At 71.2% G+C, this 13611-nt stretch carries 10 protein-coding genes and 1 pseudogene; 6 read left to right on the top strand and 5 right to left on the bottom strand.

Annotated elements, in window-relative coordinates; translation table 11 throughout:
- The 6 genes and pseudogenes from PSV00_RS11630 to PSV00_RS11605 form a co-directional block, all read left to right on the top strand.
- A pseudogene (locus tag PSV00_RS11630) lies at positions 1-975 on the top strand (DNA mismatch repair protein MutS); the annotation flags it as partial.
- Positions 972-3647 carry a [protein-PII] uridylyltransferase gene (gene glnD / locus PSV00_RS11625; RefSeq protein ID WP_300447355.1) on the top strand — a complete coding sequence of 892 codons (2676 nt, stop codon included), beginning with the start codon at positions 972-974 and terminating at the stop codon, positions 3645-3647. The pseudogene PSV00_RS11630 and the gene glnD, both read left to right, overlap by 4 nt.
- Positions 3648-3739: 92 nt before the next feature.
- Positions 3740-5383: a murein biosynthesis integral membrane protein MurJ gene (gene murJ / locus PSV00_RS11620; protein ID WP_300447359.1), complete on the top strand. Its 1644-nt coding sequence runs from the start codon at positions 3740-3742 to the stop codon at positions 5381-5383.
- A 40-nt stretch (positions 5384-5423) separates the two neighbouring features.
- Positions 5424-6476, top strand: a complete 1053-nt coding sequence (gene trpS, locus PSV00_RS11615) for a tryptophan--tRNA ligase (protein WP_300447352.1) — start codon at positions 5424-5426, stop codon at positions 6474-6476.
- A 79-nt stretch (positions 6477-6555) separates the two neighbouring features.
- Positions 6556-7248 (top strand): GNAT family N-acetyltransferase, encoded by a 693-nt coding sequence (locus tag PSV00_RS11610; protein ID WP_300447349.1) that lies wholly within the window; start codon positions 6556-6558, stop codon positions 7246-7248.
- Positions 7249-7262: 14 nt separating this feature from the next.
- Entirely contained in the window at positions 7263-7724 is a 462-nt protein-coding gene (locus PSV00_RS11605) for an OsmC family protein (RefSeq protein ID WP_300447346.1), read from the top strand.
- A gap of 8 nt (positions 7725-7732) precedes the next feature.
- Here PSV00_RS11605 and PSV00_RS11600 read toward each other — a convergent pair whose 3' ends face one another.
- The 5 genes from PSV00_RS11600 to PSV00_RS11580 form a co-directional block, all read right to left on the bottom strand.
- Complete coding sequence (locus PSV00_RS11600) at positions 7733-8488, bottom strand: dienelactone hydrolase family protein (RefSeq protein WP_300447343.1); 756 nt, start codon at positions 8486-8488, stop codon at positions 7733-7735.
- A 153-nt stretch (positions 8489-8641) separates the two neighbouring features.
- Positions 8642-10246, bottom strand: a complete 1605-nt coding sequence (purH, locus tag PSV00_RS11595) for a bifunctional phosphoribosylaminoimidazolecarboxamide formyltransferase/IMP cyclohydrolase (protein WP_300447341.1) — start codon at positions 10244-10246, stop codon at positions 8642-8644.
- 75 nt (positions 10247-10321) lie between these two features.
- Positions 10322-12130 carry a heparinase II/III family protein gene (locus PSV00_RS11590; protein ID WP_300447339.1) on the bottom strand — a complete coding sequence of 603 codons (1809 nt, stop codon included), beginning with the start codon at positions 12128-12130 and terminating at the stop codon, positions 10322-10324.
- A complete protein-coding gene (gene rpe, locus PSV00_RS11585; protein ID WP_300447337.1) occupies positions 12127-12789 on the bottom strand; it encodes a ribulose-phosphate 3-epimerase in 663 nt (220 codons plus the stop codon). The genes PSV00_RS11590 and rpe overlap by 4 nt, the downstream gene beginning before the upstream one ends.
- 67 nt (positions 12790-12856) lie before the next feature.
- Positions 12857-13611: RsmB/NOP family class I SAM-dependent RNA methyltransferase (locus PSV00_RS11580; RefSeq protein WP_300447334.1), on the bottom strand; the 755-nt coding region annotated here is incomplete at its 5' end.

Below are 13611 nucleotides of genomic sequence, written 5' to 3'. Positions count from 1 at the left end.
GCCGAGGCCCTGGCCGAGCTGGATGCCCACGCCGCCCTGGCCGAATGGGCCGAGGAGGTCGGTGCCGTGCGCCCGGTGCTCGACGACAGCACCGGCTTTCAGGTCGAGGGCGGGCGCCATCCGGTGGTCGAGGCCGCGGTCAAGGCCGCCGGCGATCCCTATACGCCCAATGACTGTGCGCTGGACGGGTCGGACGCCGCCGCGGGTGACCGCGTTGGGGCCCGGCTGTCGATCGTCACCGGCCCCAACATGGCCGGCAAGTCGACCTTCCTGCGCCAGAACGCCCTGCTGGTAGTCCTGGCCCAGGCCGGAGCCTTCGTGCCTGCCCGGGCGATGCGGCTGGGTGTGGTCGACCGGCTGTTCAGCCGCGTCGGGGCCGGCGACGACCTGGCCCGGGGCCGTTCGACCTTCATGATGGAGATGGTCGAGACCGCCGCCATCCTGACCCAGGCCACCGACCGGTCCTTCGTGGTACTGGACGAGATCGGCCGCGGCACCGCCACCTATGACGGCCTGGCCATCGCCTGGGCCACGGCCGAGGCCCTGCACGACCACAACCGCGCCCGCACCCTGTTCGCGACCCACTATCACGAGCTGGCGCGGCTGGAGGACCGGCTCGACCACGTCTGCAACCTGTCGATGCGGGCGCGCGAATGGAATGGCGAACTGGTCTTTCTGCATGAAGCCGCGCCCGGGGCCGCCGACCGCTCCTATGGCGTCCAGGTCGCCAAACTGGCCGGGGTGCCGGCCGCAGTCGTGGCCCGGGCCCGCGAGGTGCTGGACCGGCTCGAGACCGACAAGGCCGCCCATGTCCGGCTCGACGACCTGCCGCTGTTCGCCCTGGCCGAGCCCGCGGCCGCACCGTTTCGGGCCTCGGCGGTGGACGAGGCCCTGACCGGCCTCGATCCCGACTCCCTGACCCCGCGCGAGGCCCTGGAAGCCCTGTATCGACTCAAGGGTCTGGCAGGCCGGTGACCCACCCCCTCGCCGGTTCGCTCGCCGCCGCCGTCGACACGCCCGATGTGCGCGCGACGGTCTCCGCGATCCTGGGTCAGCACTACCAGGCGGCCCGCGCCCGGGTGGCCACACGACTCGCCGCCGGCCAGCCGGGGGTCGAGGTCGCCCGCCTGTATTGCGCGGCCGCCGATGACCTGCTGCTGGCGCTGTGGGAATTCACGACCGAGGTCCTGTATCCGGCCCCCAATCCGACCGAGGCCGAGCGACTGGCCCTGATCGCCGTCGGCGGCTACGGGCGGGGCGTCCTCGCCCCCTTCTCCGACCTGGACCTGTTGTTCCTGCGGCCGTGGAAGACCACGCCGCGCACGGAGTCGGTGGGTGAATTCATCCTCTATGTCCTGTGGGACCTTGGCCTCAAGGTGGGCCAGTCGACCCGCTCGGTCGATGACTGCCTGGCCCTGGCGCGCAGCGACATGACCGTGCGCACCGCCCTGCTGGAAGCCCGCCCCCTCGCGGGCGACCGGGCCCTGACCGACAGCTTCATCGACACCTTCCGCACCCAGGTCGCCCGTGCCGACCCCCGCCCCTTCATCGCCGCCAAACTGGACGAGCGTGACACCCGCCACCAGAAGTCGGGGGCCGTCCGCTATCGGGTCGAACCCAACGTCAAGGACGGCAAGGGCGGGCTGCGCGACCTCAACACCCTGTTCTGGATCGCCCGTTCCCTGGCCCCGGAGAGTCCGCTGGGCGCGCGGGTGCTGGATGACCTGCTGACCAGCCGCGAGCGCCGCACCTTTGAGGAGGCGTTCGACTTCCTGTGGCGGGTGCGGGCCCATCTGCACCTGACCGCCGGGCGGGCCGAGGAAAAACTGACCTTCGACCTCCAGCCCGAGGTGGCCCGACGCATGGGCTGGCGCGGGCGCGGCGACGAACCGGCGGTCGAGCGCTTCATGCGCCGCTATTTCATCGTCGCCCGAGACGTCGGTGCCCTGACCCGGGCCATGTCGGCCAAGCTGGAAGCCCGCCAGCAGAAGTCGGCCCTCAGCCTGTCGCGCCTGATCCCCGGGCGGCGGCGCAAGCTGGGCGTCGAGGGCTTCGTCGAGGATCGCGGCCGACTGTCGGTGACGGGAGCCGACGTCTTCGCCGGCGATCCGCTCAAACTGCTGACCCTATTCCGCGTCGCCGATACCCATGACCTCGACCTGCACCCGGATGCCTTTTCGGCGGTGACCCGGTCGCTGTCGCTGGTGACGCCGTCGCTGCGCCGCGACCCGCAGGCGGCGCGGACCTTCCTCGACATCCTGGCCCATGGCCAGAGGCCGTACAGGGTCCTGACCCTGATGAACGAGACCGGCCTGCTGGGCCGGTTCCTGCCCGAATGGGGCCGGATCGTCGGCCAGACCCAGTTCAACATGTACCACGCCTATACGGTCGACGAGCACACGCTGCAGGCCATCGGCATCATCAATGACATCGCCCGCGGCAAGCTGAAGACCGACCATCCGCTGTCGACCGGCATCGTCCACCGGATCGGGGATTTCGAGGCCCTGATGCTGGCCATGATGCTGCACGACGTCGGCAAGGGCGGCGATCGTGGCCAGCTCGAGGACGGGGCCATCGCCGCGCGCCGCGCCTGCGAACGGCTGGGCGTCGACAGTCGTCGCATCGAACTGGTGGTCTGGCTGGTACGCAACCACCTGGCCCTGTCCGACTATGCCCAGAAACGCGACGTCTCCGACCCCGATACGATCCGCGCCTTCGCCGATCTGGTCGGTGACCCCGAACACCTGCGCACCCTGCTGGTCCTGACCGTGGCCGACATCCGCGCCGTCGGTCCGGGCGTGTGGAACAGCTGGAAGGGGCAGCTGATGCGCGACCTCTATGATCGTACCGAGGCCCTGTTCCGGGGTGAGGACGTGCGGCGCGACGATCCGCTCGCCGAATTCCCGACCCTGGTCGACCGGGCCCGCACCGCCGGGGCCGCGGTCGAAGCCTTGCCGCCCGGCCCCGGCGACGATGCCGCCACCACCCGGATCGCCGTCGCGGCGCGGGACCGGCCCGGCCTGTTCGCCGCCCTGGCCGCCGCCCTGTCCGGTGCCGGAGCCGATGTGGTCGGGGCCCGGGTCGCGACAGCCGGGGACGGCACGGCCCTGGATGTGTTCGAGGTCCAGGACGGGGCCGGCCTGCCCTATGGCCGGGCCGAGCCGAGGCAGTTGAAACGCCTGCTGGCCCGGCTGGAGTCCGCCGCCCGTCGTGACGTGGCTCCCGAACCGGCCGCCTCGGTCGAGGTCAGCCGCCGCCGCGCCGCCTTCCGCGTCCGGCCGGTGGTCCTGATCGACGCCCGGGCCAGCGACACCGCCGTGGTCATCGAGGTGTCCGGAGCCGACCGTCCCGGCCTGCTGGCCGAACTCGCCCGGGTGTTGTCGACGCACCGGCTGTCGATCCGATCGGCCCATGTGGCCAGCTTTGGCGAACGGGCCGTGGACAGTTTTTATGTCGTAGACGATCAGGGCCTGAAACCGGCCGTGGGCAGCCGTACCGATGCCCTGCGCACCGCCCTGGAGACGGTCCTGGACCAGCGTCTGGCGGCCCCGGCCGGGCGGGCCGTCACCCCCGCCCGCGCCAGCGCCCGCGATGTATCCGATCTGAGCCGCAGCCGGACCGTATCGCCCGCGCCGGAACCACGCTAAGCGGATCATCGCCCCTTGACCCGGATCGTTCACCCGTGAGCCAGCCCCCCCGACGGACCGACGACACGCCGATCGATCCCGCCCTGCCCTCGATGGCCTCATCCATCGACAACGATCGTCCGGCCACCGGGCCAAAGCCCGGCAAGGGCGGCGGCATGATGCGCTCCTCGGCCATCTTCAGCAGCCTGACCCTGGTCAGCCGCTTCGCCGGATTTGCCCGCGACGTGGTCATCTCGGCGGCCCTGGGGGCCTCGGCCGGACCGGCCGCCGACGCCTATAATACCGCCCTGAACTTCCCCAATCTGTTCCGCCGTATCTTCGCCGAGGGGGCCTTTGCCGCCGCCTTCGTCCCCGCCTATTCCAAGACCCTGGAAACCGAGGGCGCGGCCGTGGCCGACAAGATCGCCACCGATGCCCTGGCCACGGTAGCCGCCGCCACCGTCATCCTGACCATCATCGCCCAGCTGACCATGCCGTGGCTAATGACGGTCATCAACATCGGCTTCCTCGACGACCCGGCCCGGTTCAAGCTGGCGGTAATCCTGACCCAGATCACCATGCCCTATCTGCCCTGTATGGCGGTGGCGGCCCTGCTCAGCGGCGTGCTCAATGCCCGCGGCCGGTTCATCGTCTCCGGGGCCTATCCGATCCTGCTGAACCTGATCATGCTGGCCGCCGTGATCCCGGCCCAGGGCGACCAGATCGGCGCGGCCTATGCCGCTTCCTGGGCCGTGCTGGTCGCCGGCGTGGCCCAGGCCGGCCTGTGCTGGTGGGCCGCCCGCAAGGCCGGGGCCGACATCCGCCTCGCCTGGCCGCGGCTGAGCCCGGCGGTCAAGGCCATCATCATCACCGCCGTCCCCGCCGCGATCGGCAATTCGGCGACCCAGATCAACGTCTTCATCTCCGGCAACCTGTCCAGCTTCGTCGCCGGCGGCAGGACCTGGCTGGCCACGGCCGACCGGCTGTACCAGCTGCCGCTCGGCCTCGTCGGCGTGGCCATCGGCATCGCCCTGCTGCCGCGCCTGTCGCGGGCCGTCGCCTCCGAGGATCACGGGCAGCAACAGGCCTCGATGGATGAGGCCGTGACCCTGTCCATGGCCCTGACCCTGCCGGCTGCCGCGGCCCTGATGGCCATGCCCTATTTCCTGATCGACGCCCTGTTCACCCGCGGGGCCTTCCTGCAGATCGATGCCGTCAACACCGCCCGGGCCCTGTTCCAGTTCGGCTGGGGCGTGCCCGCCTTCGTGCTGATCCGCATCCTGGCCCCCGCCTATTTCGCCCGCCGCGACACCCGCACCCCGATGCTGTTCGCCCTGGTGTCGGTGGCGGTGAACGCCGGCCTGGCCATTGCCCTGTTCAACCTGGGCATGGGCGTGTCCGGCATCGCCGCCGCCGTCAGCGCCGCGGCCTGGACCAATGCCGGCCTGCTGGGCTTCACCCTGTGGCGGCGCAACCTCTACCGTCCGAGCACGGCGGCGTTTTCGCGTCTGGCCCGCATCGGCCTGGCCAGCGCCGGCCTCGCCGTGGTCGTCGGCCTGGCCGCCTCGGCCCGATCCCTGGTCGAGGTCCCGCTCGCCGAAACCCTGGCCCTGGCCGGTCTGGATCACGGAGCCAAGGAACTGGGTCTGATGCTGGTGACCGGGGCCGGGGGCCTGACCTATGTCGCCCTGGCCTTCGCCACCCGCGCCCTGACCGTCGCCGAGGTCAAGGTCATGCTGGGCCGCAGCCGCCGCTAGACCCTTGCCCTGAGCCCGGGGGTAAGGCATCTGCGCGGGCATGTACGACCCCACCGCGCCTGCCGCCCCGCCGCCCGCCTATACCGGCCCCCGCCGCATCCTCAGCGGTATCCAGGCGTCGGGAGCCCTGCATCTGGGCAATTATCTGGGGGCGCTGAAGCGGTTCACCGAACTGCAGGACCAGGGCGCGCCCTGTTTCCTGTTCGTGGCCGACCTGCACGCCATCACCGTCTGGCAGGACCCGGCCCTGCTGGCCGCCCAGACGCGCGAGATCGCCGCCGCCTATCTGGCCTCGGGTCTCGACCCGGCCCGGTCGGTGATCTTCCCGCAATCGGCCGTGCGGGCCCATTCGGAACTGGCCTGGATCCTCAACTGCGTCGCCCGCCTCGGCTGGCTGGACCGGATGACCCAGTTCAAGGAGAAGTCGGGCAAGCACAAGGAACGCTCCAGCGTCGGCCTCTACACCTATCCGGTGCTGCAGGCCGCCGACATCCTGCTCTACAAGGCCACCGAGGTGCCGACCGGCGAGGACCAGAAACAGCATCTGGAACTGACCCGCGACATCGCCCAGAAATTCAACACCGACTTCAATGCGCCGGGCTTCTTCCCCCTGCCCGAGCCCCTGACCCAGGGGCCGGCCCCGCGGGTGATGAGCCTGCGCGACGGGGCGGCCAAGATGAGCAAGTCCGACCCCTCGGACCAGTCGCGCATCAACCTGACCGACGACTCCGACACCATCGCCGCCAAGGTGCGCAAGGCCCGCACCGACGCCGAGCCCCTGCCCGAGACCCTCGAGGGTCTCGCCGACCGGGCCGAGGCCAAAAATCTGGTCACCATCTACGCCGCCCTTGCCGGGATGAGCCGCGAGGCGGTGCTGGCCGAGTTCGGCGGCCAGGGCTTCGGCGTGTTCAAGCCGAAACTGGCCGAGCTGGCCGTGGCCTCCATGGCCCCGGTCAGCAGCGAGATGCGCCGGTTGATGGCCGATACGACCGAGATCGACCGGGTGCTCAGGGACGGGGCCGAACGCGCTGCCGCCATCGCTGACCCGGTCGTGGCCGAGGTCAAGAAGATCGTCGGATTCTGGCGGGGCTAACCGTCACGAGGGCGGTTTCCGGACGTCGCATTGAATCGACCCGTTCCACCCGGGACAATTCGATTCTACAGCGGCTGTCATGAGCCATCCTCTTGACCGTGCCGTCTGGAACGCCCTGACCACCCGGCTGTCGCCGTTCACGACGCCGGACTCCGACACCCTGGCCGTGCGCATCGCCCCCGAGGTCGGGGTCTTCCTCGCCGCCGCCGATGGCTCACCCGCCAGCGTCGCGCGGCTGGGGGCGCTGGCCCGGTGCCATCCGGGGGCCGGCCTCGTCGAAGCCGAGGGCAGCCCGATGGCCGCCGTCCTGCCCGAGGCCGTCCCCGTCGCGCGCCGCATCGCCCTGGTACAGATGATGGCCACAACCCTGACGCCCGGCGGTCGCGACCTGCCGTTTGAGACCCTGACCGAGGCCGATGCCCCGGCGATGCTGGCGCTGGCGACCCTGACGAAGCCGGGTCCGTTCCGGTCGAAGACGCGCAATCTGGGCCCCTTTATCGGCGTGAAGCGGGACGGCGAACTGATCGCCATGGCCGGTCGCCGCCTGCGGGTCGACGGCTTCACCGAGCTGAGCGGCGTCTGCACCCATCCGGACCATCGCGGTCAGGGGCTGGCGGCGGCCCTGTCGCGGGCGGTGGCGGGCGAGATTCTGGCGACGGGAGACTCGGTCTTCCTGCACGCCTTTGACGGCCACGACGCGACCATCGCCTTCTACCGGTCGCTGGGTTTCGAAATACGGGCGCGGATGACCTATACGGTCCTGGCCGACTGACGGAGAAGACGGGCATGAGCACGCACGAAGCGATCATTGAGTGGAGCCGGGGCGACCAGGATTTCGCCGACAATCTGTATTCGCGCGGCCACGACTGGCGCTTCGATGGCGGGACCGTGGTGCGCGGCTCCTCGGCCCCGACCAGCGTCCCGGCCCCGATGTCCGACCTCGCGGCCGTCGATCCCGAGGAGGCGCTGGTGGCGGCCCTGTCCAGCTGTCACATGCTGTTCTTCCTGGCCTTCGCCCGCAAGGACGGCTTCGTCATCGACAGCTACCGCGATGCCGCCACCGGCCTGCTGGGTCGCGACGATCGCGGCAAGACCTCGATCACGGTCATCACCCTGCGGCCCGCCGCCGTCTTCTCGGGCGAGGCCCGCCCTGACAGCGCGGCGCTGGAGGCCCTGCACCACCGGGCCCACGCGGCCTGTTACATCGCCAATTCCATCCACGCCGAGGTCCGCATCGAGCCGGTCTAGCCCGGGACTCAGGTGCGCGGCGCGACCGCCACATCCTCGAGCAGGGCGCGGAAGCGGCGCACCGCCTCGGCCGTCAGGTCGGGATCGTGACGCATCGGCGGGGCGCTGGTCGGTTCGTCGAAGGAATGGGTGCCCTCGGCGATCCAGGTCTCGACCTCGGCCCCGCAGTTGCGCACCATGTCATGGACCCGCTCGGCATTGCGCACACTGGTCAGGTGGTCGGTGCGGGCGATCACCGCCAGGGTCCGGGGACAGTGTCGCCATGGCTGCATCCGGTTGCGGGCCAGAAAGCCGACATAGGGGTAGGCCAGATAGGCGGCGATCACCGGATCGAGGCTGACATCTCCGGGATTGGACAGGGTCAGGCCGGGCCCCGACCGGTTGGCGCTCATCGCCTCCATAATGCCCCAGCCGCCGTGGCTCCAGCCGGCCATGGCGATGCGGTCACTGTCGACCTCGGGCTTCTGCGAGACTCCGTACAGGGTGGCCAGAACATCGCCGCCGCGTTCGGCCCCGCGCAGCACCAGGCCGGTGCAGACCGTGGCCAGGGCAAAGGTCCGCCCGAAGCCGCGCCCGGCATAGGAATCCACGGTATAGGCGCGCCAGCCCGCCGCCTTCGCCGCCTCGGCATACAGGGGCAGATGGTCCCTGAGCCCGCCGCAGCCGTGAAACAGCAGCACCGCCGGACGCGGCCGATCATCGTCCGGCCCGGTGACCGTGGTGTGGGGCGCGAGTTTCGCCCAGCGGGAAGCCAGTGTGTCCATGGACGCGAGCCTAGCCGTCCCCGCCACACTCAAACAGCCCGGAGTCGCGAGAGGGCGCTCAAGCTGTGAGCCGCCGCGCGGCGAACATAGCGCCCAGGAAATGCGCTCAAGCAGCGAACGACCGCGTCGTGAGCGATAGCGCCCTTAACCAGACTAGTGGCGGAACACCCGTACCCCGGTGAAGGCCATGGCCAGGCCGGCCTCGTCGGCGGCGGCGATGACCTCGGCGTCGCGCATCGACCCACCCGGCTGGATCACGGCGGTGGCCCCGGCGGCGGCGGCCTCGATCAGGCCGTCGGCGAAGGGGAAGAAGGCTTCCGAGGCACAGGCCGAGCCCTGGGCCAGCGACCGGGCCAGACCCTTGGCCTCCCCGGCCTCGGCGGCGCGGATGGCGGCGATCCGGGCGCTGTCGCGGCGGTTCATCTGACCGGCCCCGATGCCCGCCGTCTGGCCGTCACGGGCATAGACGATGGCGTTCGACTTGACGTGTTTGGCCACGGTGAAGGCGAACAGCATGTCGCGCACCTCGCTCGGGGTCGGCTGGCGCCGGGTCACGATCTTCAGGTCCTGGGCGGTGATCCGGGTGCGGTCGCGCGACTGGACCAGGAAGCCCCCGGCCACCGAACGGAACACCTCACCCTCGGCCAGGGCATCCGGCAGGCCGTCGGTCAGCAGCAGACGCAGGTTCTTCTTGGCGGCGAAGACGGCCCGGGCCTCGGCGTCGGCCCCCGGGGCGATCACCACCTCGGTGAAGATCTCGGTGATGGCCCGGGCGTCAGCCCCGGTCAGCGACCGGTTGACCGCGATGACCCCGCCGAAGGCCGAGACGGAATCGCATTCCAGCGCCCGGCCATAGGCCTGGAGCAGGTCATGGCCGATGGCCACGCCGCACGGATTGGCGTGTTTGACGATGACGCAGGCCGGAGCGTCGAACTCCGCCACCAGCTCATAGGCCGCATCGGCGTCGGCGATATTGTTGTAGCCCAGCTCCTTGCCCTGGATCTGTTCGGCATGGGCCACGCCCGGCCGGATCAGGCCGGTGCGGTAGAAGGCCCCCGTCTGGTGCGGATTCTCGCCGTAGCGCAGGGTCTGGGCCAGGCTGCCGGCGATGGTCTTGCGCGCCGGGGCCGCATCCCCGACCTGGCCAGCGAACCAGCCCGAGACGGCCGCATCATAGGCGGCTGTGCGGGCAAAGGCCCGGGCGGCCAGCCGTTTGCGCAGGGCCAGGGTGGTGGCCCCGTCAGCCTGCAGGGCCGCGGTGACCTCTGCCACGCCCTCGGCGTCGACGCAGACCGCGACATAACCGTGGTTCTTGGCCCCCGAACGGATCATGGCCGGGCCGCCGATGTCGATGTTCTCGACCGCCGCCTCGAAGCCGCCGCCGGCGGCCACCGTAGCCTCGAACGGATACAGGTCGATCCAGACGATATCGATCGGACCGATGCCGTGGGTCGTCATGGCCTCGGCGTGGGCCGCCGCATCGCGCACCCCCAGCAGGCCGCCGTGCACCACCGGGTGCAGGGTCTTGACCCGGCCATCCATCATCTCGGGAAAGCCGGTCAGGTCGGCCACATCCTTGACCGGCAGACCGAAGCCCGCGATCGCCGCCCGCGTGCCCCCGGTCGAGACCAGTTCGACGCCCAGGTCATGCAGGATCCTGGCCGCGGCCTGCAGCCCGGCCTTGTCCGACAGGGAGATCAGGGCGCGTACAGGCTTCACCCGGTCGGGCGCAGGCGGAAAGTCGGGAGCGGCGGGCATTGGACGTGTCCGTTCGGCAGATGTCGGGGAGGCGATGGGCGCGGCTCTAGCACCACGGGCCCCGGGCGTCACCCTCTAGACCGGATCGCCCGCCGCCCCGGCCGGACTCAGCTTCCAGCGGATCTTGGTTTCGGAGTCGGTCCGGGCCGAGCCACGCACGACAATCTGCAGCGACCGCCGGGTCAGGCCGTCCTCGACATGGACCGAAGGCTCGATGGCCACATCGGGGCCGTCCGTGCGGAACCACCAGCCCCGGCCCGAATGGCCGCGCAACAGGATCGACCGGCGATCCCGGGCCAGCGAGGCCTGGACCCCCGGTTCCAGCTGGAAGCGGGCCGCATAGGGGGCGGCGATGATCCGGACCACCTCGGACTGGCCCGGAGCCGGATACAGCCGCTCCTCGGCCCGCAATTCGTCGAGCCTCTGGTCGAGATACAGGCGGCGCTGGTGCAGCAGGCCATAGGCGGGCACCCAGCCGTCATGCTGAACCTCCAGCCACACCGCCCCCTCGCCGTCTCGCTGTTCGACCTCGACATGCAATGGCCGGCCGACCAGGCGCGGGCCCAGCAAATCGGCCTTCCAGCCGCCAAGGGGTTCGGCGATCGAGGTCTCGCCCAGGGTCAGGGTCGAATGGCCCGGTGTCAGCCGCAGGCCCTGGCGATCCCCGGCACGCGGGGTCCAGCCACAGCCCGAGATCAGCCGGTCGCGGCCACAGACGATTTCCAGCGCCAGTGGCTGGGCACAGGCGGCGGCCGACCAGGCCCCCCGTCCGGCCGGGGCGGCGTCCGCCACGATCGTCAGCAGCGGGCTCTGGATGCGCACGATCCCGGCGACCGAGGTCCCGGACGCCGGCAGGGCGGTCTCTTCATCGGCCCGGGCGGCGGCGACGCGGGCCGCGGTCGACGGGCCGCCGCCCTGCATCGCCACCAGCCGGCCGTCGGGCAGGGTCAGGACATTGAGCCCCGCGGTTAGCCGGGCAATGGCGTCGCGAACGGCGTCCGGGGCCGGTTCCGACAGCTGGGCCAGGGCGTCGTCGAGGGTCAGCAGGTCCAGCAGCAGCTCCAGCCCGGCCTCGGAACTGCGCGAGGCATGGCCACCGTCGGCCCCGACCGTCTCGTTCAGGGCCCGGGGCAGGCGTTTCACCGCCGCCTTGCGGATCGCCAGGCCCGCCGGACCGGCCAGAACACAACCGGCCACGGCCGCCGCGACCAGACGTTCGGCCTTGCCGGCCAGGCCACCGGGCGGGCGCAACAGCTGGCGGGCCTGTCGGCCCAGACTCTCGGCCAGCCGCAGGCGTTCGGCCTCGGTCGCCACCCCCCCCATACGGCGGGCGGCGCAGGCGAGGGCATAGACCCGCCGCGCCAGTATGTCCGGCGACCAGGCGAAGGGCGACCAGCGACTGAACAGGTCATCCCAGGCCAGGGTCAGCCGCAGGGCCTCGCGCGCGCCGCGCTCGCCCCCCAGCATCAGGGCGGACAGCCAGTTGAAGCTGTGCAGTTCGACGGCGAAGCCGCGGTTCGGGCTGGGCCGGTTCCACGGATCGGCCGGGGCCGGGGCGTCGAGGTTGAAGCCGGACAGGGCAAAACGACCGCCGAGAATACTCTTGCCCAGGGCCGGATCCGCCGGGCGAAAGTCACGCGGCGTCGCGGCAAAGGCCGTCACCCTGCCGCCCCCGAGGGTCAGGCCGTAGCCGGGCAGGCCGTAAAGTTCGATCCAGAGCTGCCGGGTCAGCAGCCGGCCGACGATGGCGGGCCACAGACCGGGCCCGGTCGTGGCACCGGCCGAACGGACCGGCGTGCGCATCGGCGCACCGCGCAGACCGGGGATTTCCCCGGCCGGGGGCGTGTCGGCCTCTTTGCGGGCGAAAGGACCGACGGGGCTCACGCGGCTCCCTTCAGGGCCTGGATGTTGGCGGCATAGGCGGACGGCCCGCCGCGGAACACGGCGGTTCCGGCGACCAGGGCGTCGGCCCCGGCGGCGACACAGGCCCCGGCGTTGGCGGCGGTAACCCCGCCGTCGACCTGCAGGTGGGCCGCCGACCCGGCCGTATCCAGCAGGGCCCGGGCCCGTTCGATCTTGCGCAGGGAGGCGTCGATGAAGGACTGGCCGCCGAAGCCGGGATTGACCGACATGATCAGCACCAGGTCGACCAGGTCGATGACATCCTCCAGCACCGCCAGCGGCGTGCCCGGATTCAGCACCACCCCCGCCTTCGCGCCCAGCTGGCGGATGCGCCCGAGGGTCCGGTGCAGGTGTGGCCCGCTCTCGGGGTGGACGCTCAGGATGTCGGCCCCGGCCTCACGATAGGCCTCCAGCCACGGATCGACCGGGGCGACCATCAGATGCACGTCGAACGGCAGGCTCGTGTGCGGCCGCAGGGCCTTCACCACGTCCGGACCGAGGGTGATGTTGGGCACGAAATGCCCGTCCATGACGTCAACATGGACCCAGTCGGCACCGGCCGCCTCAATCGCGGCCACCTCCTCACCCAGACGGGCGAAATCGCTGGCGAGGATCGACGGGCAGATCAGGGGCGTGGACATGGACCCGGGATAAGACGGCTGGCCGCGAGGGGCAAGCGTGACCTCGCGGCCGCGCCGGCCCCTGGCGTCAGATCCGGTCCAGCCTGGCGACGAAGAAGCCGTCGACGCCGCCGCGCTCGGCCCACATCGACGGCAGGATACGCAGCCAGCCCTCGGGGGTCAGGGCCTCGGCCGGGGCCCCCACGGCCACGGGATCGGCAGCCACGGTGCGGAAGGCCGGGTTGCGACGCAGGAAGGCGATGATCTGGGTCTCGCCCTCCTCGCGTTCCAGCGAACAGACGCAATAGACCAGCCGTCCGCCCGGCCCGACACGCTCGGCGGCGGCGTCCAGCAGACGGTGTTGCACATCGGCCAGCTTGGCCACCTCGGCCGGCTTGGTGGCGCGCAGCACTTCGGGATTGCGCCGGAAGGTGCCGGTGGCGGTGCAGGGAGCGTCCAGCAGGACCGCGTCATAGGTGCGGCTGTCCAGCCAGTCCTCGGCCGGGAAGGCCGCGACCTCGGCCTCCAGCCCGACCCGGGCCAGATTACGGTGCAGACGTTTCAGCCGGGCCTCGGACCGGTCCAGGGCGGTGACCACGGCACCGGCCGCGGCCAGTTGCATCGTCTTGCCGCCGGGGGCGGCGCACATGTCCAGCGCCGTCTCACCGGCCTGCGGGGCCAGCAATCGGACGGGTACGGCGGCAGCGGCGTCCTGCACCCACCAGGTGCCGTCCTCGAAACCGGGCCAGCCGGCCACGTCGCCGCGGGGGGGGGGGGGCCCACCACCCTCGACTCGCGGCTGCAGGCCCAGGCCAACCAGGCGCTGATCCGCCAGGCCGACAA

It is taken from the genome of Brevundimonas sp. (assembly GCF_029945885.1).
Classification (GTDB): domain Bacteria; phylum Pseudomonadota; class Alphaproteobacteria; order Caulobacterales; family Caulobacteraceae; genus Brevundimonas.
The sequence above is the reverse complement of the archived record's forward strand: the minus strand, read 5'-3'. Positions and strand labels throughout refer to the sequence as shown.